The sequence below is a fragment of the Novosphingobium sp. BL-S-21 genome (genome assembly GCF_055521655.1).
On the sequence record NZ_CM145495.1, the window covers coordinates 377,501 to 402,325 of the forward strand.

17 protein-coding genes (1 of these 17 running past the window's edge) are annotated in these 24,825 nt (G+C 66.6%); 9 read left to right on the forward strand and 8 right to left on the reverse strand.

The annotated features are described in order from the left end of the window. From ACZ1J6_RS01495 to ACZ1J6_RS01515, 5 genes are all read left to right on the forward strand, one after another. Positions 1-49: the end of a hypothetical protein gene (locus ACZ1J6_RS01495; protein ID WP_134094191.1), read on the forward strand. It extends 281 nt beyond the left edge of the window; the window shows 49 of its 330 coding nt (coding positions 282-330); the start codon falls outside the window, past its left edge; it ends in the stop codon at positions 47-49. A 70-nt stretch (positions 50-119) separates the two neighbouring features. Next, the gene (locus ACZ1J6_RS01500; protein WP_134094192.1) at positions 120-1,406 is read left to right on the forward strand and encodes a TolC family protein; all 1,287 of its coding nucleotides are present in this window, start codon (positions 120-122) and stop codon (positions 1,404-1,406) included. Further along, positions 1,403-2,560 carry an efflux RND transporter periplasmic adaptor subunit gene (locus ACZ1J6_RS01505; RefSeq protein WP_134094193.1) on the forward strand — a complete coding sequence of 386 codons (1,158 nt, stop codon included), beginning with the start codon at positions 1,403-1,405 and terminating at the stop codon, positions 2,558-2,560. The genes ACZ1J6_RS01500 and ACZ1J6_RS01505 overlap by 4 nt, the downstream gene beginning before the upstream one ends. Positions 2,561-2,564: 4 nt before the next feature. Next, complete coding sequence (locus ACZ1J6_RS01510) at positions 2,565-5,795, forward strand: efflux RND transporter permease subunit (protein ID WP_134094194.1); 3,231 nt, start codon at positions 2,565-2,567, stop codon at positions 5,793-5,795. Positions 5,796-6,138: 343 nt separating this feature from the next. Beyond that, the gene (locus ACZ1J6_RS01515) at positions 6,139-7,470 is read left to right on the forward strand and encodes a hypothetical protein (RefSeq protein WP_243840995.1); all 1,332 of its coding nucleotides are present in this window, start codon (positions 6,139-6,141) and stop codon (positions 7,468-7,470) included. 36 nt (positions 7,471-7,506) lie between these two features. On the opposite strand, the gene ACZ1J6_RS01520 is transcribed toward ACZ1J6_RS01515, so the two are convergent. The 5 genes from ACZ1J6_RS01520 to ACZ1J6_RS01540 all read right to left on the reverse strand — a co-directional run bounded on the left by ACZ1J6_RS01520 (position 7,507) and on the right by ACZ1J6_RS01540 (position 15,423). Continuing rightward, entirely contained in the window at positions 7,507-9,603 is a 2,097-nt protein-coding gene (locus ACZ1J6_RS01520; protein ID WP_243841041.1) for a glycoside hydrolase domain-containing protein, read from the reverse strand. A gap of 2 nt (positions 9,604-9,605) precedes the next feature. Further along, a complete protein-coding gene (locus ACZ1J6_RS01525; protein WP_134094195.1) occupies positions 9,606-10,835 on the reverse strand; it encodes an SGNH/GDSL hydrolase family protein in 1,230 nt (409 codons plus the stop codon). Positions 10,836-10,846: 11 nt separating this feature from the next. Further along, on the reverse strand, positions 10,847-13,762 hold the full coding sequence (locus ACZ1J6_RS01530; RefSeq protein WP_166675236.1) for a TonB-dependent receptor: 2,916 nt from the start codon (positions 13,760-13,762) through the stop codon (positions 10,847-10,849). A gap of 85 nt (positions 13,763-13,847) precedes the next feature. Then, positions 13,848-14,849 (reverse strand): FecR family protein, encoded by a 1,002-nt coding sequence (locus tag ACZ1J6_RS01535; protein ID WP_166675237.1) that lies wholly within the window; start codon positions 14,847-14,849, stop codon positions 13,848-13,850. After that, a complete protein-coding gene (locus tag ACZ1J6_RS01540; protein WP_132267159.1) occupies positions 14,818-15,423 on the reverse strand; it encodes an RNA polymerase sigma factor in 606 nt (201 codons plus the stop codon). The genes ACZ1J6_RS01535 and ACZ1J6_RS01540 overlap by 32 nt, the downstream gene beginning before the upstream one ends. Before the next feature lie 224 nt (positions 15,424-15,647). On the opposite strand from ACZ1J6_RS01540, the gene ACZ1J6_RS01545 reads away from it, so the two are divergent. Next, positions 15,648-16,520: a S1/P1 nuclease gene (locus ACZ1J6_RS01545; protein ID WP_166675238.1), complete on the forward strand. Its 873-nt coding sequence runs from the start codon at positions 15,648-15,650 to the stop codon at positions 16,518-16,520. A 74-nt stretch (positions 16,521-16,594) separates the two neighbouring features. On the opposite strand, the gene ACZ1J6_RS01550 is transcribed toward ACZ1J6_RS01545, so the two are convergent. The 3 genes from ACZ1J6_RS01550 to ACZ1J6_RS01560 all read right to left on the reverse strand — a co-directional run bounded on the left by ACZ1J6_RS01550 (position 16,595) and on the right by ACZ1J6_RS01560 (position 20,085). After that, a complete protein-coding gene (locus tag ACZ1J6_RS01550; protein WP_243840996.1) occupies positions 16,595-16,885 on the reverse strand; it encodes a hypothetical protein in 291 nt (96 codons plus the stop codon). 90 nt (positions 16,886-16,975) lie between these two features. Continuing rightward, positions 16,976-17,290 (reverse strand): hypothetical protein, encoded by a 315-nt coding sequence (locus ACZ1J6_RS01555; RefSeq protein ID WP_132267153.1) that lies wholly within the window; start codon positions 17,288-17,290, stop codon positions 16,976-16,978. 218 nt (positions 17,291-17,508) lie between these two features. Further along, complete coding sequence (locus tag ACZ1J6_RS01560; protein ID WP_208324839.1) at positions 17,509-20,085, reverse strand: TonB-dependent receptor; 2,577 nt, start codon at positions 20,083-20,085, stop codon at positions 17,509-17,511. Positions 20,086-20,510: 425 nt separating this feature from the next. Here ACZ1J6_RS01560 and ACZ1J6_RS01565 point away from each other — a divergent pair, with 425 nt between their 5' ends. The 3 genes from ACZ1J6_RS01565 (at position 20,511) to ACZ1J6_RS01575 (ending at position 24,804) form a co-directional block, all read left to right on the forward strand. Beyond that, positions 20,511-20,696 carry a DUF1289 domain-containing protein gene (locus ACZ1J6_RS01565; RefSeq protein ID WP_134094199.1) on the forward strand — a complete coding sequence of 62 codons (186 nt, stop codon included), beginning with the start codon at positions 20,511-20,513 and terminating at the stop codon, positions 20,694-20,696. A gap of 135 nt (positions 20,697-20,831) precedes the next feature. Further along, positions 20,832-23,741, forward strand: a complete 2,910-nt coding sequence (locus ACZ1J6_RS01570) for a PAS domain-containing protein (protein ID WP_134094200.1) — start codon at positions 20,832-20,834, stop codon at positions 23,739-23,741. A gap of 436 nt (positions 23,742-24,177) precedes the next feature. After that, the gene (locus ACZ1J6_RS01575) at positions 24,178-24,804 is read left to right on the forward strand and encodes a carbonic anhydrase (protein WP_132267147.1); all 627 of its coding nucleotides are present in this window, start codon (positions 24,178-24,180) and stop codon (positions 24,802-24,804) included. The last annotated feature ends 21 nt before the right edge of the window (positions 24,805-24,825 follow it).

Below are 24,825 nucleotides of genomic sequence, written 5' to 3' on the forward strand. Positions count from 1 at the left end.
CCTTGGCCGGTGGATCGCCGGCCCGGATCTGCGTCCTCCCATTGCCTGATTGAATCCGAACGGCCCTGGCGCGCCTGAGCGCGCCGGCGGTCTGTCATTCTTCAATCGGGAATATCTTCATGTACAGGTTCATAGCGGCTCTGCTGGCCGCCACGTCGTGCGTCGCCGCCGCACAAGCGCAGGGCTTTGCCGCGATGCGCGAGGCCCAGGTGCCGACGCCACTATTCACACTCGAGGATGCCGTTGCGGCGGCGGGCGGCAGCGCCCCTGCCATCGAGGCCGCCGATGCCGGTATCCGGGCGGCGGAAGCAAACCGGCGGATAGCGGGCTTCCGCCCCAACCCCGTGGCGCAGGCGCAAGTCGAGAATGTCGCCGGAACGGGCGCCTATAGCGGCCTCCGCAGTTCCGAAACGACTGTCGGCTTCCTGCAAACGCTCGAACGGGGCGGCAAGCGCCGTGCCCGCGTGGCGGTCGCCTCGGCCGAACTTTCCAGGACGGAGCTGCAGGCCGCGATCATGGCCGCAGACGTGCGGCTTCAGGCCACCCGGCTCTATATCGAGGCGATCTCGGCCATGCGCCGCCGGGAGACGGCACGCGATCAGGCGCGGATCGCCGGGGATGCCCTTCGCGCGGCCAGCCTGCGCGTCCAGGCCGGTCGAGCCTCTCCGCTCGAACGGCAGCGGGCCGATGTGACGCGGTTGTCGGCAGAGGCGAATGTCGAACGGCAGGATCGCCTTGCCCTTGCAGCCCGCGCCAATCTGGAGCGGCGCATGGGGCGATCGATCGATGGCGAACTCGACGTCGGCCTTCTCGACCGTTTGCCGCCCGATGGGTACGGCCCAGGTGTTCCGGTGGACCCACAGGGCACGCTGGCGCTTGCGGCGGCGGAGGCCAATCTGGCCATAGCCGATGCCAACCTCCGCCTTGCGCGTGCGAACCGGGTGCCGGACGTGGATGTCGGGCCTTCGGTCCGGCGCCTTGAGGCGACCAATGACGTCGCGGCCGTGTTCACCGTCTCGATTCCCTTGCAGGTCTTCAACAATGGCCGGGCCGCGTTCGACCAGGCCAATGCCCAGCGCAGCCAGGCGGAAGCCCAGCGCCGGGCCAGCGCGCTCGATATCGAACAGGCCATCACCAATGCCCAGGCCGAGGCGGACAATGCCGCCACGCTGGCACGGACCGCATCGGGACCGGCGCTGGTCGCAGCACAGGAAGCGGCCCGCATCGCGCGCATCGGATACCGCGAGGGCAAGTTCGGTCAGCTCGATCTGCTCGATGCCGAACGGACGCTTGCCGAAACCCGCGTCGCTGCGATCGACGCGCTTGCCGCCTATCAGAATGCCCGCGCGCAGATGGAGCGCCTGACCGCGCCCGCCGTCGCACCGCAAGTGGGGAACGGATTGTGAAGACCTTCAACAGATACGCCTACGCCGCATTTCCCTTCGCCTTGGCCTTGCCGCTCGCACTCGCTGCCTGCGGTGGTGGGGGTTCCCAGGACGCTGCGCCCACGCCGGAAAAGGTTGAAGCCGCCCACGCCGGGGAAGGCGAGATCACGTTGACACCGGCGCAGATCGCTTCGGCAGGCATCCAGATCGGCCGTCCGATGGTGGGAGGCTCCGGCACTCTCGAACTGCCCGCGACCATCGAGGCCGACCCGCAAGGCATGCAGGTCGTTTCCGCCGCGATCGGCGGCCGTGTCGTGGCGCTGGGCCAGAATCTCGGTCAGTCGGTCGGTCGCGGTGGGATCATGGCCGTGATCGAGAGCCGGGAAGCGGCCGTCCTCAAGGGCGAAGTCGAAGCCAGCCGCGCGCGTCTGGCCCTGGCAAACGCGAATCTTGCCCGCGAGCAGCGTCTGTTCAGCCAGCGCGTCACGCCGGAGCAGGATCTGATTGCCGCGCGCACCGCAGCAACCGAAGCGCGGATCGCCTACCGGCAGGCGCAGGGACAGGTATCCGCCGCCGGTGCCGGAGGCGGCGGGCTCAACCGCCTTGGCATTACCGCGCCGATCTCCGGGCAGGTGATCGCCCGTAGCGTCATCCTGGGCCAGACGGTCGACGCCAATGCCGAATTGTACCGGATCGCCGATCTTTCGAGCGTCTCGCTCGCACTGAGCCTGCAACCTGCCGACGCCGGCCGGGTGAAACCGGGTAGCCCGGTGACCGTCACGGCTTCCGGCCGCAGGGCCACTGGCAAAGTGACGTTCGTATCCCCCGCGCTCGACGTGCAGACGCGCCTCGTGCCGGTCATCGCCGCGCTGGACAACCGCGGCGGAGAATGGCGCGTGGGCGAACCCGTGACGGCTTCCGTCCAGCTTGGCGGCGAAAGCGGGGACGGCGCCGTGCGCGTTCCGAGCACCGCCGTGCAGACGGTGGAGGGCAAGAGCGTGGTCTTCGTGCGCACCGGAGCAGGCTTTAGGGCGGTGCCGGTGACGCCGGGCGACAATGCCGGGGGCACCGTGATCGTCCGTTCGGGCCTGACGGGCACCGAGCAGATCGCCACCACCAACAGCTTCACGCTCAAGGCCGAACTCGGCAAGGGCGAAGCGGCGCACGAGGACTGAGCCGATGATCGCTTCCATCGTCAATTGGGCGGTCGACAAGCGCTGGCTCGTCCTGCTGCTCACCGCCCTTGCCGCCGCCATCGGCGCGGCCGCCCTGTACCGTCTTCCCATCGACGCGGTGCCGGACATCACCAACAACCAGGTGCAGATCAATATCCGCGCCCCGGCCCTCTCACCCGAACTGGTCGAAAAGCAGGTATCCTTCCCGATCGAGACCGCGCTGGCCGGCATTCCCGGCCTCGATCACACCCGCTCGCTCAGCCGCAACGGTTTCTCGCAGATCACGGCGGTGTTCGACGAGAGCACCGACATCTACTTCGCGCGCCAGCAGGTGGGCGAACGCCTCAGCGGGGTGACGCAAGACCTTCCCCCTGGCGTCAACCCGGAGATGGGCCCGATCGCCACGGGCCTTGGCGAGGTCTATATGTGGACCGTCCGGCTCGAACACCGCAGGGATGACAAGCACTTGCCCGGCGAGCCGGGCATGCAGCCGGATGGCAGCTACATCACGCCGGAAGGCGAGCGCCTGACAAACGATACCGACAAGGCGACTTATCTGCGCACGGCGCAGGACTGGATCGTCGCGCCCTTGCTGAAGAACACCAGGGGGCTTGCCGGGGTCGATTCCATCGGCGGCTATGCCAAGCAGTTCCTGGTCGTGCCGGACGTCCAGCGCCTGGTGGCGATGAACATCACGCTCACCGATCTGGCCACGGCTTTGGAGCGCAACAACACCAGCGTCGGCGGCGGCTTCGTCGACCGTAACGGCGAAGGGCTGGCCGTGCGTTCCGACGCGCTGATCCAGAACGCCAGCGAGCTTGCGAAAGTCGTCATTGCCACGCGAGAGGGGGTTCCTGTCACTCTCGGGCAGGTTGCCGCCGTCAGGACCGGACAGGCGGTCCGCATGGGTTCGGCGTCCGAAAACGGTACTGAGGTCGTGGTCGGCACCGCAATCATGCGGATCGGCGAGAACAGCCGCACGGTCGCCACGGCGGTCGGCGATCGCCTTCGGGAGATCAATGCCTCGCTGCCGCCCGACGTGATCGTGCAGCCGGTCCTGGACCGCACCGAACTCGTCAATGCGACCATCAGGACTGTCGCCCGGAACCTGGGCGAAGGCGCCTTGCTGGTCATCGTCGTGCTGTTCGCGTTGCTCGGAAACTTCCGCGCCGCGCTGATCGCTGCCATGGTGATCCCGGTTTCCATGCTGCTGACCAGCTTCGGCATGCTCAGGACCGGCGTTTCGGCGAACCTGATGAGCCTTGGCGCGCTGGACTTCGGCCTGATCGTCGACGGCGCCGTCATCATCGTCGAGAACGCGCTGCGGCGCATTGCCGAGGCACAGCATCATGGCCGCCGCCTGCTCACCGTAGAGGAGCGCCTGGCCACGGTCGCCACGGCTGCGCGCGAGATGATCCGGCCCTCGGTCTATGGGCAGGCGATCATCATTCTCGTCTACGTTCCGCTGCTCACGCTCACCGGTGTCGAGGGCAAGACGTTCGTGCCGATGGCGCTGACGGTCATCATGGCGCTGGCCTTTGCCTTCGTGCTCTCGCTGACGGCGGTGCCTGCGGCGATCGCGATCTGGCTCTCCCGCCGCGTGGAGGAAAAGGAAGGCCGGATCATGACCTGGCTCAAGGCGCGCTACGAGCCGGGCCTCGACAAGGCGATGAAGCGGCCGACGATGACGGTGGGTGTCGGCGTGGCTGGCTTCGCCGTGGCCATCGCCGCGTTCATGGGGCTGGGACAAGTGTTCCTGCCGCAGCTCGATGAGGGCAACCTGCTGATCCAGGCGCTGCGCATTCCGGCCACCTCGGTGCAGCAGAGCCAGGCGATGCAGATACCGATCGAGCGGATGATGTCGCGGCAGCCGGAAGTGCAGTTCGTCTTTTCGAAGACGGGCACGGCCGAACTCGCATCCGATCCGATGCCGCCCAATGCCACCGACATGTTCGTGATCCTGAAACCGCGCGATCAGTGGCCGGACAAGCGCCTTGCCAAGGACGAACTCGTCGCTCGTCTCGAAAAGGCGCTGAACGAATTCCCCGGCAATGCCTACGAAGTCACGCAGCCCATCCAGATGCGCTTCAACGAACTGATCGCAGGCGTGCGCGGGGACATCGCGGTCAAGGTCTTCGGTGAAGACTTCGGCGCCATGAATGCCACGGCCGAGAAGATCGCCGGGGTGCTGCGCCGGACCCGGGGCGCCACTGACGTCAAGGTCGAGCAGACCACGGGCCTGCCCATGCTCGACATTCGCGTCGATCGCGATGCCATGTCCCGCCTCGGCGTGACCGCGCAGGACGTGCAGGACATCGTCACCGCCACGCTGGGCGGCCGCGAGGCTGGCATGATCTTCGAGGGCGATCGCCGTTTCCCGGTGGTGATCCGCCTGTCCGAAGCCCAGCGCGCCGATATCGGCCTGCTGCGGCAGGTGCCGGTGCCGGTGCCTGGCGGGCGGTTCGTGCCGCTTGCCAGCGTTGCCGATATCGGGATCGCGGAAGGCCCGAACCAGATCAGCCGCGAGAACGGCAAGCGCCGCGTGGTGGTCCAGGCCAATGTGCGTGGCCGCGATGTCGGCAGCGTGGTGGAAGATGCCCGGGCGGCGATTGCCGGCGAGGTCCGTCTTCCCCCGGGCAGCTATCTGGAATGGGGCGGCCAGTTCGAGAATCTCGCCTCCGCCAGGGAGCGTCTGCAACTGGTGATCCCCGCCTGCTTCGCCCTGATCCTGCTGCTGCTCTACGGGGCGCTTGGCTCGATCCGGGACGCGGCGATCGTGTTTACCGGGGTGCCGATGGCATTGGTCGGGGGAGTATTGCTCCTGTTTGCACGGGGTATGGATTTCTCCATAGCCGCGGCCGTGGGCTTCATCGCGCTGTCGGGGATCGCGGTGCTTAACGGCCTGGTCATGGTCTCGTCGATCCAGGACCTGATGCGCCAGGGCACGGAGCGCGCCGCGGCCGCGCGCATCGGCGCGCTCCAGCGCCTGCGACCCGTGGTCATGACCGCGCTCGTCGCCAGTCTCGGCTTCGTGCCGATGGCGCTGGGCAGCGGAGCGGGGGCGGAAGTGCAGAAGCCGCTGGCCACGGTCGTGATCGGCGGGTTGCTCTCGGCAACCCTGCTGACGCTTTTCGTGCTGCCCACGCTCTACGCCCGCTACGGCCGCAACGACCTTCCGGCCGAGGAAGGTCGCGGCGATCCGCCCGGTTCGGACGGATCGGCCCCATTCCCGTGAACGGTTTCGGCGCCGGTGTCGCAGCCGGCGATGCCACGGTGCATGGCGGACCTATCCGGCGACTTCCGATGGTCGTAGGACGTCGGTAGGACGTCTGGCGATCCGCCGATTCCAGCGCCGCGTCGGCCCTCGGGATTTTCCGATGTGCTGCTGCGGGAGGCCTTGCGCTAGGACAACCCGCCGGGCGACCAGGCATCCAGAAGTTCCCGCGCGCCCTTGCCGGGGCGCGGGAGCGGCGCAAGCTCACCGGCTCGGGACAAGGAACCTGAACGATGTACGCAGTCATCTTCGTTGGAGGCTCGAAAGCGTTCGCAGGCATGATCCCGGTCCGGGAACCGCAGCTATGCTGATCCTGGGCCATGCGCTTGTTCAGGCGGCGGCGCTGGCGGCTGTCATGCCCGCACTTCCCGCGGACGGGCAGCCGGAACCGTCCGGCGCGGAAGCCTCGGCCGGGCATGGCGATAGCGCGGCCTTGCCGGCCGATCCGCCCGCGCCCGCCGCCCCCGTGGCCTTGCCTGAAGAGGACGCAAAGCCCCCGGCGAAGGACGGGGTTCTCAAGTTCGGCGTGGGCATTCGCGGGCGGGTGGACGTGCGGTTCAACGATGTCGACGGGTCGGGCTCCCGGCGCACGTCGACTCACTTGTCGTTCGATACGGTGATCCTGAAGCTCGACTACGATTCGTCCACGTTCTTCGGGGCCGCCGAATATCGTTTCTACGGCGGCAGTTTCATCTACAGCCGCAAGAACGGCTATGACGGTTATCCCGGCGAAGTGAACTTTCCCGCCTACGCCTACATCGGCGCGAAGCTCTCCGCGACGGACAAAGTGACCCTGGGCCTGCAACCGGTGCCCTTCGACGACCGCTACTGGGGCAATTCCTGGTACAACAGCCTGGGCTTCGTCTACGGGCTTGAGGAAGTCTACGATGTCGGGATCAGCTACGGCCATTCGGGCGAAAAGCTCTCGTTTGCCGCCGGCCTCTTCCCCACGACGGGACCGGCCGTGATGGGCCAGGGCCGGGACAGTGCCCGCTACAGCGTCAACATCGTGCGCGGCGATTCCTATCTGCCCGATTCCTCGGACAATGCAGAGCGGAACATCGTTGCAGGCAGGGTGCAATATGCCCTTGCCGCCTCGGATCACGGGAAGCTGACGCTGACAGGGTCGGCGTGGCTTTCGGACGTGCACAACTTCGACACGGGCAAGGAAGGCTCGCGGCGCGCCTATGCCCTCAGCCTGACCGACGAAACCACGGCGCTGCGCAAGAAACTGCTGGTGGCCCGGCAAGCCATCAATCCCGCCAATGCCGGCCGCAGCGACCTGATCGCGGTGGGCGACTACGATTCCTCGTACAATATCGCCGCCAGGAGCACGATGGCCTTTGGCGAACTGAGCCATCCGATCGAGACGGGGCGCTTCCCGTTCAAGATCAATCTCTACGGCAGCTATGCCCGCGTCTTCAAGGATGCGAAGGGCTTCGCCGATACCCAGCGCTTCAATCTGGGCGCCTTCTGGACTGACAAGGCGAGCGGACGCATTCGCGTCTGGACGGAAATGCTGGTCGGCCGCAACGATCCCTATGTCGGCGCCGGCCAGTTCGTGTCCGGCGGCGCGCAAGGCGGGGACGACCGCTGGAAGACTTCCCTGCTGATCATGGCGGGATATTATTTCTGATCGGGCGAGGCAGTCTTTCCGGTCTCAGCCATCTCCCTATCGTTGCACCGGCGGAAGTGCGCCGCCGCCTGCCTGATCGGAGGCCACCTGCAGGCGGCCGCCTTCGGTAAGGGCACGGTGGTCGATCTTCATCGCCGGCAGCGAAGCACCGTTCCACGTCGCGGTCTGGCTCTTGCCGGTGCTGTGCCTTTGCTCGATCCTGAAGGGAGCGCCGCCTTGAGGATGCACGGTCGCCTCCGGAAACGCGGGGGTGGTGACGACGTACTCCGGCTTGCCGGGCGTCAGGGGGTAGAGCCCCAGGGATGCCCAGACATACCAGGCTGCCATGCCGCCGGCATCGTCGTCCATGCCGTCGGCATAGCCGACGGGATCGAGTGCGAAGCTGCGTCCGTGCCAGGGCCGGGGGCGTTTGCCGGCATTGGTGTACCAGTGGTCGATGGGGCTATCGAGGATCTCGCGGACCAGCGACGCGGTCCGGGCGGGCTGGCCCGCGGCGGAGAACAGGAACGGCGCCTGGATGTCGGGCTGGTTGGTCATGTTGAACAGCCCCTGGTCGAAGAAGCGGCCGAGTTCGCAGCCGAAACGGGCGCGCCCCAGTTCCTGGTCGATCATCCAGTCGAGATCGAACACGGGGGCCCAGCGATATTGCCACAAAGTGCCCTGATAGAGCCCTCGCGCCTTCACCACGTCGGAATCGGGCGCGACTTCCTTGAACACGCGCTGCCACATGGTCCGGTAGCGCAGCGACCGTTCGTGCAGGCTGGCCGCGAGCGGGCGGTTGCCGATGTCGCTTGCCAGTTCGGCGGCGGCCCAGATGTCGTAAGCCGTCTCGATCTGCTGGTCGGGCGCCTCGTTCGGAAGCGCGTCGAGTTCCTTTATCATCAGCGGAAGGATCTCCGCCGCGTCGAAGCCGCCGATTCCCTTGCGGCGGAAATCGAGCAGGGCGACACCGGCGTGTTCGGTACGCACGGTGATGAACGGTTCGTTCTGCGTGCTCCACTGCGCCTTGCCCGCCAGGTAGAGTTCCGCGAGCGACGCGGCGATGTCCTCGGACCTGACCGGATCGAGAAGCGCGATCAGCGGCAACTGCGTGCGATAGTTGTCCCAGATCGCCCAGCCCGAATAGCGATGATGGCCGCGCGGTGTGCGGTGCAGGGTGCCGTCCGATTGCCGGTAGCGGCCATCCGCGTCGTCGATCCTCGCGGGGGTCTGAAGGACGCGGAAAAGGTGAGTGTAGAACAGGCGTGCGCGCTCGCCGCTGCCCGGCACTTGCACCCGGGCGAGTTCGCGCGCCCACTCCGTCCGCGCCTCGCGCCTGACGTGTTCGAGGGACCGATGCGCCGCGCCTCTTTCCAGCACGCGCCGTGCGGAGCGCGAGTCCACGACCGAGAGCCCGGTGCGCATTTCGACGCGATCGCCGGCCCTGACGGCAAAATCGTAGGCCTGCCGCTCGTCACCGAGTGAAATCGGGGCGACCTTTACCGCCTGGCCGTTACGGCTGAGCGCGCCGGCGAAGGACAAGTGATAGACGCCCTGGTCGCACACGGTTCCGGCGGACATGCTGCCGCGCATGTCGCCGGCCTTGCGCTTCTGCCATTGCGCGCTGTGGCGCTTGGTATAGCTGTGCCGCGGATCGAGCACGACGCGGATGGTTCCGGAACGCGGCATGGTGAAGCGCGAGATTCCCACCGCGCCTGCGGCGGCGAGATCGGCGCGAATGCCGCCGCCGTAGCGCACGCTGTACCAGCCCGGTCCGGCCTGTTCGGACGCCTTGTCCATGGCCCAGGGCGCCGTGTCCCCCGCGTAGCCGACCGAGACGAGCAGATCGCCCCCGCCGCCGCCGCAGCCCACCCCGACGGCGCGGGTATGGGAGAAGCCGAGGAGATGGTCCGCCTGGTAGTCGTAACCGGCATGCTGCGCCGGCACCGTATCGGGAGACAGCTGCACCATGCCGAACGGGCCGGTCGCGGCGGGCGTCAGCTGGCCGTGATCGCCTGACGTCCCGACGAAAGGATCGACCAGGTCCACCGGAGCGGGCGCTTCATCGGCCCAGGCCGGCGGGCAGAGCAGCCCGATCCCGAGGGGGCAGATCCAGAAGCGTAGCTGCACGGCAAGCCTGCCGGTCTTCATCATCGTCAAGGTGTGTTCCTGAACAGGGAAAGCGGGATCGCGCGGCCCATGACTTCATAGCCGCCGTTGCCGGGATGGAGGTGATCCCCGGAATCGTAACGCCGCTGGACCATGGGCGGGCTGGACGTGTCGCGCAAGGCTGCGTCGAAGTCGATCACGGCATCGAATTCGCCCGCGCCGCGGATCCAGGCATTGGCGCTCTGGCGGGTCTCTTCCATCTCGCGGGTGAAAGCCTTCCAGCCGAAGCCCGGCGTGATCGTGCCGCCGTAGATGCGGATGCCTTTCGCGTGGGCAGCCGCGATCAGCCTCCTGTACCCGGCGATGAGGTCGGACGCTCCGAGCGCCGGTTCGCCGGGCAGAGTGGCGCGCCAGATGTCGTTCACGCCTTCCAGCACGATCAGGTGGCTGACACCGGGCACCGAGGCGACGTCGCGCATGAAGCGGTCCACCGCGGCGGTCCCGCGGCCTTCGCGCAGCAGACGATTGCCGCTGATCCCCATGTTGACCACGCCGCACCGCGGCCCCGAGCGACTGTCGACTAACCTTCTGGACAGCACGCCGGGCCAGCCCCGCCAGTCCGGACGGGTGCCGCGCGCACCTTCGGTTATGGAATCGCCCAGCGTGACGATCGTGCAGGCCGCGGCGGGGTTATGGACGGCCAGCTGGGTGACCAGCGGGCGCAGCTTGGCGGGTTGCAGCGCGGTGCCTTGCGCATCGACGGTGCCGGGAGCGAACGCCGCCGGGAATGCCGCATTGCCGGCCACCGCGGTGCTGGGGCCGGATGTCACGATTTCCACCAGCAGGTCCTCGCCCGCCGTCACGGGGAAGTCGCTGGAGAGCGTCTCTGTCACCTGGCCGCCCGCTATGATCGCGCCGCCCCCCGCGGGAAAGGCCAGGGGCCTGCGGCTCGCGGCCGCGAGCGCGAAGCCTTCCGCTCCGGCTGCACGGGCAATCGAGATCGCTGCGATGTGCAGGCTTCGGGCGCCTTGCGGGTTGCTCAGCTCCAGCCGCACCGCGTCCCCCGTCTGGCTGGCGCGGATGCGATAGCGATAAGTGCCTTCCTGGTTCTCGGTCTTGACGCTGCCTGTCGCAGGAGAGGTGGCATAGCCCCAGGCCCCCGCCCAGCCTTCGTCGGCGGGCCGGGCGTGCTCCTGGCTCGTGGCCGCCGCGGCAGCCGCGGCGAGAGGGGCGGCAAGAGCCGGGACGAGCCAGGCGGCGGCCATCAGGCGCTTCATGTTCGGTCCCTTCAGAACTTGAATCGCAGGGCGGCGGAATAGACGCGGCCTTCGAAATAGACGCGGTCGGTGAAGGCCTTGGTGCCCCAATAGGCCCGCTGCGGGCGATTGAGCAGGTTGGTGCCGTCCACCGTCAGCGAGAGGTTGCGGTTGAAGTTGTAGGTTGCCGAGGCCGCCAGGCGTGAGATCGGGTACCAGTTCAGGCTCCTGGAGGGATCGGTCAGATTGTAGCTGAGCGTGAAGTCGCTGCGCCAGGACCAGGCGACTTTCGCGCGGAACCGGCCGTCATCGTAGAACAGGCTGGCATTGTAGCTGTGCTTCGAGATGCCGGCCGTCTGCCCCTTGAAGGCGGCGGTCACCTCCGTTGCCGGGAGGTTCTGGGCGGAATCGATATATGTGTAGTTCGCCGAGGCGCCGAAGTGCCGCAACAGGCCCGGTGCGAAGTCGAAGAAGGTGTTCGCGCCCACTTCCACGCCCTTGATATATCCGTCGCCCGCATTGACGTACTTGGTCACGTCGACGGTTCCCAAGGCGCCGGGGATCGCATCGTCTTCCACCGTCGTCTTGACGATGTAGCCCGTCACGTCCCGGTAGAATCCGGCAAGCGAGATGGAGCCCGTGCGGCCGAAGTAATATTCCAGCGACAAGTCCCAATTGGTCGAGCGCACCGGTTTCAGGTCCGGATTCCCCGAAGTGGCGATGCCGGTGTAGTCGCCCGACGCGCTCTGGACCTGCACGAGTGCCACGGTGGGATTGAGGTTGGCGAAGTCTGGCCGGCTGAATGTGCGCGTCCAGGCGCCTCGAAGCTGCAGTTCGGGCGTGAAATGCACGATCGCCGTGATCGCGGGGTCCACGTCCACGTAGTTCTGCCGGCCGTGGATCGGCGCGTATCGGGTAATGGTGCCGCCGGTCGTCGGGGTGTTTTCGCGAATGCTCTGGGTGCCGTCGATGGAGAGCCAGGTGTTCACCACGCGCAGGCCCGCCACGCCGTCGACCGGCATGCCCGCCAGTTCGAAGCCGTACTTGAACTGCCCATAGGCCGCGAAGCTCTGTTCCTTGCCGTCGAAGGCGGCAAGCGGATCGTAAGCCGGGCGGCCGTCGTCGGTGAAGTAGCCGGGCTTGAGCGTGCTCACGTAATCGTTGAGCGCGATCACGTTCGCTTCGCTGTTGAGATAAGTGGCGTCATAGCCGACCCAGCCCGGGGGGATGGCCGCATCGTCCCCGCCCGGGCGGCGCGACAGCACGGCGGGCGTCTCTCCGCCCGGAAAGGCGGACATCGGCAGCTTGAGCGCGTTCAGGTCCACCAGCCCGGTGCCCGAACGATATTCGGCGGTGCGGCGGGCATAGCGAAAGCCCGTCTTGAAGGCGCGAAAGAAGCCGGTGCCGGTATCGAGTTCCAGGTCCGTGCGCCATTGCAGGCCCTTGCCCTTTTCCCGCTGGCGCGTGTCCGAATAGGCGCGGACATGGAACTGGTCGATATCACCCAGTTCGGCAGTCGGGTAAGCATAGGACAGCCCGCCCCATTTGCCGTCGCTCTGGAAGGTCGCGTCGATGACCGGCGCCTGGTTGAACCCGAGCAGGAACAGCTGCTGGTCCGTCTCGATCCGCGATGTGGTATAGACCGCGCTGGTGGTCAGCGCGGCGATGCCCGACTTGAAGTCGGCGCCGAATTCGATCTGGGTCGTGTCCAGCAACTGGCGCGTGTGGTTGGAGCGGGCACCCGAGTTGGCCGTTGCGGTGAAGCGGGCGCTCTTGACGATCTGGGTGTCCTCTACCAGCTCGACATTGCCGAGAGCGGTGTTCGCCGCGATGTTCGTCTGGAAATCGGTATCGGTGTAAGTGTTGTCGTCCGTGACATTGGTGGCGCGCAAGTGCATGCCGAAGTTGTAGGCAGGGCGCCACTGGATCTCGCCGGTCAGGACCGGGCGCTCGTAGTGGCCCTTGGGGTTCTTGGCGAGGATGCCGGTCGGCAGGCTGTAGCCGGCGGGGGTAGTCTGCGGGCCCAGGCTTTCGCGATACGATTCGTAGTAGTCCCGCCGCGTATAGCTGGCGTTGACGAGCACGCCGATTTCGCCCGCCCCGGTATCCCAGTTCCCCGCGACGAGCACGTCGCCGTTGTACATCAGCTTGTCGGCCTGATCGTCGTAGCTGCCGCGCAGGGTGGCCGCGACGCTGATGCCCTTCCTGAAGTCCAGGGGCTGGCGCAGCTGGACGTCCACCGCGCCGCCGATGCCGCCTTCGATCAGGTCGGGCGTCAGGGCCTTGTAGACTTCCATCGAGCGGATCAGTCCGGCCGGATAGCTGTTGAGCAGAGTGCGCCGCGATACGCCCGTATAGGCTTCCTGGCCGTTGATGGTCGTCACCACGCTGGAGATCCCGCGAATGGTGATGGCCTGGCCTTCGCCGCGGTTGCGGAACACCTGCACGCCGGGCAGGCGGGCGAGCGCTTCGGTGGCGCTGTTGTCGGGCAACTGGCCGATATCTTCGGCGGCGATGGCATCGACGATCGCGTCGGACTTGCGCTTGATGTCGCGGGCGGTGCTCAGGCTGGCGCGAAAGCCGGTGACCACGATGTCATCCGCGGCGGCGGCATCGCTGGGAACCGGCGCGCGCGCCTCGCTCAGCTTCACGCGGCGCAGGACGATCCGCGCACCGTCGTCGGCGGCCACTTCCAGGCCGGTGCCCGCGATCAGCAGGCGCAGCGCGGCGCGGGCATCCATGGGGCCTTTCACGGCGCGGCTGCGCAATGCTTCCAGGCCCTCGCCCGGCGCCACGATCTGGATCTGCGCCTGCCTGCCCAGCGAGGCTATCGCGCTCGCCAGCGGCTGGGCGGGAATGTCGAACTGGCGCTGCTGGGCAAGCGCAGGCGTGGCAATGGCACAGGCGACGACAGCCATGCCGCAGCCGGAAAGAAGTCTCGAATGCATGAGTAACGATCCCCACCAGCGGCGCGTCTGCCGCTTTCGAGGGCTAGATGCGAGGCCGCCGACGATCCTCCATCCCCAGGCGATTTTATTTTCGCGACAGCACGACGGCATCGTCGCGCTCGGTCAGCCGCAGGCCGTGGGCGAGGGCGGCGGCCTGCGCGAAGCCCTTGGGATCGCTCGTGGAAAAGACGCCCGCCATTTTCAGGCCGGCCACCTGGGGATCGTCGATGACGATCCGGCGGTCCGAATAGAGGGCATATTGGCGCGCCGCGTCGCCCAGCGTCAGCCCGGTAAGGTCCATCTCGCCGCGTTGCCACAGGCCCAGGCGGTCGACTTCGCCCACCGAAAGCTGCTCCCGCGTGATCGCGCCTTGCGCAGGTACGGTCATGCGGTCGCCCGCAGCCAGCAAGGCCGGTGGCATGCCCTTCGCCTGCACTTCCACGCGGCCTTCGCGCACGATGACCGCCACTTCGCCAAGCTCCGAAAGGTGGACCAGGAAGCTCGTCCCGACCACCCGGATCCGCACCGGCCCCGCTTCGACGATGAAGGGGCGGGAAGTGTCCTTGGCCACGTCGAAATTCGCTTCCCCGGCCAGCATGCTGATCCGGCGTTCCAGCGGCTTCATCGCCACCGAAACTTCGGTTCCGGCATTGAGCGTGACGGCGGATCCATCCTCGAGCGCGGTGCGGCGCACGGTGCCCTTGTCTGCCGTTAGGCTGGTGCTTCCGGCCAGCCGGTCCAGGCCCAGGGCCACCAGGAGCGATGCCGCCATGGCACCGGCCGCGCCGCCCAGCCATAGCCTGCGGCTCATCACGCGCCGCTCGGAAACGCGCGGGGCTTCGGCCGAGACCTCGGGAATGCCGGTGGCCACCTCGGGAATGTCGCGGTCGACGCCGAGCGCCACGGCGCGCTCGAAATAGGCGTTTGCCGCCATCGCCCGTGCGAAGGCGCCGGCGTGGCGCGGGTCGGCGGCCAGCCAGGCGTCGAGTTCGGCCTGGTCCTGCGGATTCAGCGTGGCGGCATCGACGCGCAGCGCCCATTGCGCCGCGCGCTCGTCAAGCGCGTTCACGCGGTCGGGATCTGTCACTGGTCTCGCTGTCGTCTCGCTGTTCACGCACGCTAGATGACGCATTGCGGACATTTCCGCCACGCCCGATTGCATTTGTCAGGATCGCGAGCGCCTTCACCATGTGTTTCTCGACCGTGCTCTCGGCGATGCCGAGCGCTTCGGCCACCTGGCGCTGGCTCAGGCCCTGGATCTTGCGCATCGTGAAGACTTCGCGGCAGCGGTCGGGCAGGGCGGCGATGGCCGCGGAGACTTGCGACAGTTCCTGGCGGTCCGCAGCGACCCTTTCAGGCGTCGGGGCGTCTTCCGGGATCTCCAGGAACTGTGCGTTGGCTTGCACGTCGATGGTCACGATCCTGGCGCGGCGCAGCGATTGCAGCACGACGGACTTGGCCACTTCGAACATATAGGTTCGCGCATTGCGAATGTGGTCCACCCGCTCGATCGAGGCGAGGATCGCGTAGGTTTCCTGGACGACATCGTCCACTTCCAGCCCCGCGGACGCCGTGCGCGCGGACAGCCACTGCCGCAGGGCAGCTTCATGCGGGAAGACATTGCGTCCCAGCCAGACGGCGCGTTCACGGGAAAAGGACATCGACGCCGCGACTATCCGGGCTGCATGACAATTTGGATACAGCGGCGCCCAAGGATGAAAGTTCTCTCCGGCATGGCGGATAGATGGGCGCGCCGCATCTAGCAGGCGGCCCAGGCGCTCGCAGCCCCGATCCCTGCAGCGAAAGGCCGATGCTGACACCGTTCGGTCGGGACACCGGAGGACCAATGGCGAAATTCAGAATATGGCTGCAAGCGGCGCTGGGCATGGCGTCTGTTTCGCTTGTGGCGACCACGAGCGCTGCCCATGCCTGGACAAGGACCGGCCACGCCGCGATCGGCTTCGTCGCGGAAGCCAAGCTCAAGACCGACAACCGCGAGGTCTGGAACAAGCTGGCCGAGATTCTGGACGGCGCCGAATTCTACGATGAGGCGGTCGCGGGCTGGGCGGACGATGTCCGTACCGCGCACCCCGAGCTTATCCATACCGTGCGCATTCCCGTGCTGGGCGCCGTGCCCTCGGCCTCGGACCCGGCCTGCATCGCCGACCAGCCCGAGGTCAGCTGCGCCGACAAGGCCATCGCCCATTACGCCGCCGTTCTGAAGGATGCGAACAACCCCCGGCAGCAGCGGCTGGAGGCGCTGAAGTTCATCCTGCACCTGGTGGGAGACCTGCATCAGCCGCTCCATGGGTCGGAGCCCGGCGGCGCGCAGGACAAAGTGCTGATCCCCGGAGGAATACTCAACGTGGATGCCAATGGCGCGGCTCTGGCCAGCGACGTTCATGCGGTTTGGGACTACGCGATCATCAAGCGGCATGGCCTGACCGCGGTGCAACTGGGCCGGCAATTGTGGGACGATGCCACGCTGGCGCCGCCCACCGGCCTGACGCCGCGCGACTGGGCCGTGGAAAGCCGGAACCTGGCGAAGAAGTACATCTTCCTCGATCCCGTGACGCCCAGTGCCAACGACGCCTACAAGGTCCTGGCATGCGGCGGCCGCACGGGGATCGCGTGCCCGGCAGCGGCCAGGACGATGCCTGCCGACTACGAGACGAAGAACTATTACCTCGTCTCCTATCGGCTCAAGCAGGCAGGGCTGCGGCTGGCCGAATATCTGGTGAACTTGATGGGGACCTGACCGGCTGGCGCGAAAGACCTTCGGCCTCCCGATGGGGCCGGAGGTCTGTGCTCCGCCTGGAGCGGCCCGTCGCCTCAGGAAGCGGTGTTCGGCCCCGAACCCAGGCTTGCCGCGATCTCCTGTTCGGCCGCGGTCGCTTCGGCGATGAGCTGGCGCAGGGCCTTTGCGGTGTCTTCCAGAAGACCCGCGCCAAGCGGGCGCTCCCCGTTCACAAACCGCCGGATCGCGCGCTCGTCTATGCCGAGGCGGCGGGAGAAAGCGGTGGTGCCGCCGAACAGCTGGACGCAATAAGCAAAGTGTTCACGTTGCTCGTCGATCGAAGATTCTGCCATTTTACCTGCCTGTTGGTTCGCTGGTCTTGCCATAGGCGATCTTGCGCGCGAGGCAAATGGCGCCTGCTCGCGCGGCTTTCACCGGATGTCACCGCACTCTCGGGTGCCGGCATGGCAGCCCTTTCAGTTGCCGTCCGCATCGACGGTGAACACCATGGGCTTGCCGCGAGACGTGGGTTCCCAGCCGGCCTCAAGCGCGGCGCGGATGCCCCGCGAGACGATCGCGTCGCCGATCTGGAGGCGTCCGCGCTGCATGCCCTTCATCAGGCGTTTCGGCGGGGGGAACTCCAGCAAGGCGCCGCGCTGCGTGTTCTTGCGCTGCAATGCAACGGTCATGCCTCTCCAGCCGTCGAAGTCGTCCCACTGCGGCTCGCTGCGCAGCTCCCATTCATATTGAAGTCCATCGACCTCGACGATACCGGCTAGCTTGTTGGTCATGCCGGTACGCCTAGCAGGTCTCGGCCGGCAAACCACCTGCCGATCGGCGGTGGCGAACAACATTTCCGGACGAGGCCGCTATTCGCCGCAAGGCCCGGGCCGCTCGCCTGCGGGAGTTCGCGGCCGAGGGGGCGCGGCGCGCGATGTCCGCGAAAGCCCGGTCAGGCTCTCGCGGACATCGTATCATCGCCGCTTCCGCCCGGACGAGGCGCCTGGGCTCAATAGGCCGCCGACAAGGTCAGGAACCACTGGCGCGGTGCGATGGGATAGGCCGAATAGCTGTTCGTGGCCGATCCGATCGAGAGCGTCGACACGCCCTCCTTGTCCGTCAGGTTGGTGACGTTGAGCGCGAGTTCCACCTTCTTGAGCGGCAGGACACCGTCCGGAACCCGCCCGGCGACGCGCAGCGAGGTCAGGAAGTAGGAGGAAACGCTGGCGTCGTTGGTGAAGGTGGCGAAGCGGCGGCCGACAAAGTCCCCGATCGCCTGCACCTCGAACGGACCGACATTCAGCGTCGCCACCGTCTTGTTCATCCACTTGGGCGTGCCGGGCAGCTGCTTGCCGCAAGTCGGCACGATCCCGCCCGTGACGATGTAGCCGCCGATGCAGGTGTCAGTGGCCGCACCGATGCCCTGCGCGGTGGAAGTGTAGTCGTTCTGGTACTTGGACAGGTTGTACGAGATCGCATTGTAGAGCGAGAACACGTTCCCGATCCGCAGCGTGACGGCCGCGTCGACGCCGTCGGTCTTCACGTCGCCGACATTCACCAGGGTGGAGGTGCCGCCGGTGATGCCGCTGCCGGCGATCCCGCCCGGATTGGTCGGGATGGCGAGCAGGCGATTGCTGAAATCGACGTGATAGTAGTTGATCTGCGCCTGAAGCGCCCAGCCGTTGGAGAAGCTGCGGCTGGTGCGCAGGCCCGCTTCGTACGTCCAGCTGGTCTCGGGCTTGCCCTCGTCGGCGAAGGCGTCGAACGCGGCCTGGCTGCCGGTGAACCAGGGACCGCCGCCGCCGGCGAGATAGGCCTGATACTGGCGCAGGTTCTTCTGGACGTTGAAGTAGACTTGCTCGTGCCCGTTGAAGTCATAAGTCGCGCCGAAGGCCGGCAGGAACCAGTTCTTCGTATTGATCTTGCCTTCGGGCAGGGCGGTGGTCCCGCCCAGCGAGCCGAGGCGCGGCTGCACCGGGAAGCGGCCGCTGGCCCACTGCGCGCTGGTCTTGACGCCGCCCTGGACGAGCAGCGCGTCAGTCACCTGCCAGGTGTCCTGGAGGTGGAGCTGCAACTGCTTGATTCGCGCCTCGCCCTGATACTGAGTGAACAGCGGGTCCATGACATCGCGGGGGCGGACATAGGGCGTGCTCAGCGAGGGATCGGAAACCGGCACGGCGTACCAGCGGCGCCACTGGGTGGTGCTGTTGTGCTCGAACCAGCCGCCGAATTCGATCTTGTGGCTGCCGAGTTCGACGCTCGCTGCAGAGATCACGCCGAAGCGGTCGATGCGGTATTCGGTCGTGCGGGTAATCATGCCGGAGCCGCCGGTCGCGGCCAGCAGTGCGGCGCCGGATGCGGCCGCCTGGGCGGTGGTCAGCGCGGTGCAGGCGGTGGGGCGGATGCCGTTGCCATTGGCGCCGAAGCGGCAATTGGTGGGCAGGCTGGCATAGTTCGGATCGAGATAGGCCTGCGCCGTGGTGATCGACTGGCCGAGCGGGCCGGCCACCACGCCGGCGCCGTCGTTGTGGTGATAGTAACCCGTGGTCGACCAGGTGATCTTGTCCGAAAGGCGGGCATCGTAGCGCACATAGCCGAGATAGTCGGTGCGCTGGGCGTCCGAATAGTAATTGCGGTAATTGCTGCCCTCGGACGCCGGAGAGTTTCCGAGCGGGGTCAGGTAGCTTGTCCGATAACCGTCGAAATCGGGATAGAAGAAGGGCTTGGTATAAGGGGTATAGAGCTGGACCGGGGTGGCCGTGCCGCCTGCCGAAGGCTTGAAGAACACGGTCGCATCCTCGTTCGGCTGCGTCATGTCGTTGTAGTCGAAATAGAGCGTCAGCTTGCCGGCATCGCTGTCGTGCACGAACTTCGCATTGGCCTGCCAGCCCTTCTGGATGCCGTCGAAGTCCCAGGCCCGCGCCCTCTGGCGGACGCCCGAGATATAGCCCGAATTCCCGCCGCCGATGTCGCCGCTGTCGACCCGCAGATAGGTGCGCGAGGTGCCGTAGCTGCCAACGGTCTGCGCGCCGCGAATGCCGAATTCGGCCTGGGGATCGGAGGAGAAGGTCTCGACCGTACCGCCGAGGTTGCTGTTCGAGGGTGTTGCCAGGTCGCCCGCGCCGGTGGCCACGACCACCCGGCCGACGTTCTCGGAAATGACCGCGCGCTGCGGGGACAGGCCGTTGTAGTTGCCGTAGCTCTGGTCGCCCAGCGGGATGCCGTCCATGGTGTAGCCGAGCTGGTTGCCGGCAAATCCGTGGACGAAGATCTGCGCGTTCTGCTCGTTGTTCCCCCAGGGATCGGCGGTGATGTAGAGGACGCCGGGCAGGGTCTGGATCGCCTTCAGAGGCGAGACGCCGGGCAGGATCTTCTGGATTTCGACTTCGGAGATCGCCGTGGCGGAGCGGGTGGTCTTGGCGCCGGTGACGATGATCGCGCCGTTGCTCTCGCCCGCGTCGACGTCTGCGCTTGCCGAAGGGGCCTCGTCACGCGCCATCGCTTGCGCCGCGGAGCACAGAGCGAGCGCGGTACCGGCGAGCATTGCGCAGCGCACGGCCCTGGAGGCCGATGGAATTGCCGTCATCTGATTGTCTTCCCCAAACCTTGCTGCCGGTGCGTTCACCGAGCGACAGGTCGGTTAGCCAAGCGACGTGGCGGTTTGACTTACCTTTGGTGACAGTAAGGTTTCAGTACCGGGCGCGGCTATATCCGGTGAAGGCAAGGCGAATGGTGGGAATGGCGGCTTTGGATCAGAAAAGCCGCCTTAAGCCAGTGGGCCTATGCGCCGGGCTGGTGTGTAGATGGCCTGACCTGTTCAAAAATGAAGGAAAAATTGTTCCAGAACGAGCGGCCCTTTAATAGGTAGTACGCGACTTTCCTCTGGCAATTAAGTTGGCCTCTGTTTCGTCTCGCTCGGCCCTTGCGCGCGGGGGCCGCTGCCGCGATTTCCGGATTATACCTCGCAGGAACAGGGAAGCGGCGCTAAAGGCGGCGCATGGAAATGCGTCTGTGAGTGCCAAGGATCCCTGCATATCGGTGTGCCAGTTCGACGGTAAGTCGGGTTGGTGCCGTGGATGCGCCCGTACCCTCGAAGAAGTGCGCAAGTGGCGCAAGCTGCAGCCCCATGGCCGCAAGTCGATCGAGCGCGAACTTCCGCGCCGGTTGCAACGCCTTGCGGCGCGCGACCGTGGGTGAAGGCGTGCTTCGGCGCGGCGGTTTTTCGCAGAGGACAGGGAACGGCCTCTTCGCCGGAGCGCTTCCCCGTCACGCGCCGCGATTTGCAACCGTGCAGCGCCGGGCAGCCTGCGGAACGGATGAAGAGCCTTTTTGATGACCGAACCTTGTGATTTCGAAGCTGCCCGTCTCGAGGCCCTGGCGCGTTACGACGTGCTGGATTCGCCGCGCGAAAAGGCCTTCGACGAAATCGCGGAGCTGGCAGCTGCGATTTGCGGCACGCCTATCGCTGTCGTCAATTTCGTGGGCGAAGGGCGCCAGTTCTTCAAGGCGGAAGTGGGCCTTGGCCTTCGTGAAACGCCCATAGAGACCTCGTTCTGCATCAAGGCCCTGCTGGAAGAAGACTTCCTCCTCGTGACCGATGCCACGCAGGACGCGCGGTTTTCGGACAATCCGCTGGTCATGGCCGAACCGGGCCTGCGGTTCTATGCGGGCGCGCTGCTCAAGACGGAGGACGGCTACCCGGTCGGCACTCTCTGCGTGCTGGACTATGTCCCGCGCGAACTGGATGCCGTGCAGGAAAAGGCCCTGCGGGTCCTTGCCCGGCAGGCGCTGACGGCGCTGGACCTGCGCCGCGCGGCCGCCGTGGCCGAGATGGAGAAGAAACGCCTCCGGCACGCGCAGGAAGCGGGCAAAGTGGGCCTGTTCACGGTAGAGATCGCGCAGGACAGGGTCTACCCGACGCCCGAGCTTTGCCGGCTCTACGGGCTTCCGGTCAAGGCGAGCTACCAGACCTCGGACTTCGAGCAATGCGTCGTTCCCGAAGACCGGGCGCGGGTATCGAGCCTGCACGCCCGCTCTGCGGGGACCGGCGAACTCTCGGTCGACTACCGCGTGAAGGATGCGGCGACGGGAGAAATACGCTGGCTGTCGCGTACCGCCGAATACGAGCGGGATAGCTCCGGCACGCAGGTCGGCTTCGTGGGCGCCGTGCGCGACATCAGCGGGCACCGGGAAATCGTGGCCGCCCTGGCGCGGAGCGAGGAACGTTACCGGGCCTTGTTCGAGGCGCTCGACGACGGTTTCTGCATCATCGAATTCTTCGACGGCCCGCACGGTCCCCTGAGCGACTACGTCCATATCGAGGCGAATTCGGGTTACGAGCGCCAATCCGGCATTGCCAATATCGTCGGGCGCAGCTTGCGGGATCTGGAGCCGGAAGATGCGGAAGGCTGGGCCGAACTTTACGGCGAAGTGCTGCGCACCGGCAAGCCGATCCGTTTCGAGCGCTATTTCCTGGCCGCCGGGCGGCATATCGAAGTGTCCGCCTCCCGGGTCGAACCGGCATCGCTGCGCCAGGTCTCGGTCATGTTCCGCGACATCGAGGCACGGCGCCGGGCCGAAGACGCCCTGCGGGCCAGTGAGGCGATCGCCCGAGAGAACATCGATCGGGTGAATCTCGCCCTGTCCGCAGGCGCGATCATCGGCACCTGGTTCTGGGACATCCCGACGGACAGCTTCACGGTCGATGAAGGTTTCGCCCAGACTTTCGGTTTCGATCCGGGGCAGGACCGCGTGGGACTGAACCTCGCGCAGATCGTGCGTTCGGTACATCCCGACGATCAGGCGCGGCTTTCCGAGGCGATGAACAAGGCCATGGCGGAAGGCGGGGCCTATGCGCATCAGTACCGCGTGCTGCGGGCCGATGGCCGCTATTACTGGATCGAGGCGAACGGCCGCGTCGAAATGGGGCCGGACGGGACGGCGGTGAGTTCGCCGGGCGTGCTTCTCGATATCGAGCAGCGGCGCATGATCGAGGCGGAACGCGACAGCGCGGCCAGCGCGCTGCGTGCGCTCAACGAGACGCTGGAACAGCGCGTCGCCGAGCGTACCGCCGAACTGATGCATGCCGAAGCGCAATTGCGCCAGGCCCAGAAGATGGAAGCCGTGGGGCAGCTGACGGGCGGCCTGGCGCACGATTTCAACAATCTGCTTGCCGGCATATCCGGCGCCCTGGAAATGGTGGGCACCCGGCTCAAGCAAGGGCGGCTGACCGATGTCGACAAGTATCTGGTCGCGGCACAGGGCGCATCGCGCCGCGCCGCCGCCCTGACGCACCGACTGCTGGCGTTCTCGCGGCGGCAGACGCTCGATCCGCGGCCGACCAACGTGAATGCGCTGGTCAACGGCATGGCGGAGCTGATCCAGCGCACGGTCGGGCCGGCGATCCAGGTCGAGACCGTGGGCGCGGCCAGTCTCTGGCCCACGCTGGTCGATCCCGGCCAGCTGGAGAACGCGCTGCTCAACCTCTGCATCAATGCGCGCGACGCGATGCCGCAGGGCGGGCGCATCACCATCGAGACTGCGAACAAATGGCTCGACCGCACGGGCGCGCGCACGCATGACGTTCCCGAAGGGCAATACCTCTCGCTCTGCGTCACGGATACCGGAACCGGCATGACCGCCGACGTGATCGCCAAGGCCTTCGATCCCTTCTTCACGACCAAGCCCATCGGGCAGGGCACCGGGCTGGGGCTGTCGATGATCTATGGCTTTGCCAAGCAGTCGGGCGGGCAGGTCCGCATCTATTCCGAACTGGGCGAAGGCACGACGGTCTGCATCTACCTGCCGCGCCATTACGGCGAGGTCGGCAGCGACCTCGAACTTGCCACGCACACGGCCGATCTCGGCGCCGAAGTGGGGGAAACGGTGCTGGTCGTCGACGACGAGCCGAGCGTGCGGATGCTTGTCACCGATGTCCTCGAAGACCTGGGCTATGCCGTGATCGAAGCGGCGGACAGCGTTTCCGGCCTGCATGTGCTGCAGTCAGACGTTCGGATCGACCTGCTGATCAGCGATGTCGGTCTGCCCGGCGGCATGAACGGCCGCCAGATGGCCGATGCCGGCCGGCAGAGCCGCCCGGACCTGAAGGTGCTGTTCATCACCGGCTATGCGGAGAACTCGGTGATCGGCAACGGTCATCTCGAGCCGGGCATGCAAGTGCTGACCAAGCCTTTCGCGGTGGACACCCTGATATCCCGCGTGCGCGACATCACCGCGGAATGACCTGCGCGCGGGCGGTGAACGGACCTGCCCGCCGCACCATGAATAGAGGCCCCGTAGAGATGCATTCGGCTACGGGGCCTCAGTTTCAGCCTGGTGCGTCTGACCGACACAGACTGACGGCCACATAGCAATCCACCAAGCCGATCCGGACGCGCCTTCATCAGAGGGCGTGGGTCGCAATCGCCCGAAGTGACAGCCAAGCGTTTGTAAGGACTCGATGTTCCGCGGCCTCTCGGAATAGTCAGGGCCATCGGGCGCGCGATCCTTGCGGCGCTGCTTCCCCTGCGCATTTCGCCGCAGCCCCTGCCGATGCCTGCGCGAGCGGGCCGCAACCCATGCCGCGTGCCCGGAAACGATACGTAACCGGCGAGCTAAGCGCCTGAGACTTGCGAAGGCCATTTCCTGCCTCATCCGCATGTTCGAAGGAGATTGATTAGTGGCGACATCCAACACCCTGGCTACCGCGCAGCCGACACCGGACGAGGCTCTGCAGCGCCTGGTGGACGGGAACCGCGCATTCGTTGCCGACCAGCCGTCGCAGTCGGACATCTCGCGCGAGCGCCGTCTTGCGCTGGCCGAGGGGCAGCAGCCCTTCGCGACCCTGGTGGGATGCTCGGATTCGCGCGTCGGCCCCGAGCAGCTGTTCGGAGCGGGTCTTGGCGAGCTGTTCATCGTGCGAACGGCCGGAAACAACGTCGATGCGGCGGGAATGGGTTCCGTGGAGTATTCGGTCAGCGTGCTGAAAGTGCCGCTCATCGTGGTGCTCGGCCACGAGAAATGCGGCGCCGTCGCGGCTGCCGCGGACGTCGTGACCAAGGACGTGCGCTTCCCCGGCAGCATAGGCCGCATGATCGAGCCGATCATTCCGGCGGTGCTGGCAGCCCAGCGCAATGTCGGTGAGGAAAAGCTGGTGGACGTGGCCGTCGAGGAGAATGTCCGCCGCATGGTCGAGCGGCTCCAGACGTTCTCCGAACCGATGCTGATCGAGCCGCAGGAGCGGGGCGAACTCAAGGTCGTGGGCGCGGTGTACGAACTCGCCACCGGCCGGGTGCGCTGGCTCTAAGCCGCCGTCCACCCCGGCAGA

Excerpts from the sequence above, each read along its gene's own strand:
- ACZ1J6_RS01525 (WP_134094195.1), bottom strand. The coding sequence starts at position 10,835 with ATGAAGCGCCTGATGGCCGCCGCCTGGCTCGTCCCGGCTCTTGCCGCC.
- ACZ1J6_RS01530 (WP_166675236.1), bottom strand. The coding sequence starts at position 13,762 with ATGCATTCGAGACTTCTTTCCGGCTGCGGCATGGCTGTCGTCGCCTGT.
- ACZ1J6_RS01540 (WP_132267159.1), bottom strand. The coding sequence starts at position 15,423 with ATGTCCTTTTCCCGTGAACGCGCCGTCTGGCTGGGACGCAATGTCTTC.
- ACZ1J6_RS01560 (WP_208324839.1), bottom strand. The coding sequence starts at position 20,085 with ATGACGGCAATTCCATCGGCCTCCAGGGCCGTGCGCTGCGCAATGCTC.
- ACZ1J6_RS01510 (WP_134094194.1), top strand. The coding sequence starts at position 2,565 with ATGATCGCTTCCATCGTCAATTGGGCGGTCGACAAGCGCTGGCTCGTC.
- ACZ1J6_RS01545 (WP_166675238.1), top strand. The coding sequence starts at position 15,648 with ATGGCGTCTGTTTCGCTTGTGGCGACCACGAGCGCTGCCCATGCCTGG.
- ACZ1J6_RS01500 (WP_134094192.1), top strand. The coding sequence starts at position 120 with ATGTACAGGTTCATAGCGGCTCTGCTGGCCGCCACGTCGTGCGTCGCC.
- ACZ1J6_RS01550 (WP_243840996.1), bottom strand. The coding sequence starts at position 16,885 with ATGGCAAGACCAGCGAACCAACAGGCAGGTAAAATGGCAGAATCTTCG.
- ACZ1J6_RS01520 (WP_243841041.1), bottom strand. The coding sequence starts at position 9,603 with ATGATGAAGACCGGCAGGCTTGCCGTGCAGCTACGCTTCTGGATCTGC.
- ACZ1J6_RS01555 (WP_132267153.1), bottom strand. The coding sequence starts at position 17,290 with ATGACCAACAAGCTAGCCGGTATCGTCGAGGTCGATGGACTTCAATAT.
- ACZ1J6_RS01515 (WP_243840995.1), top strand. The coding sequence starts at position 6,139 with ATGCTGATCCTGGGCCATGCGCTTGTTCAGGCGGCGGCGCTGGCGGCT.
- ACZ1J6_RS01570 (WP_134094200.1), top strand. The coding sequence starts at position 20,832 with ATGACCGAACCTTGTGATTTCGAAGCTGCCCGTCTCGAGGCCCTGGCG.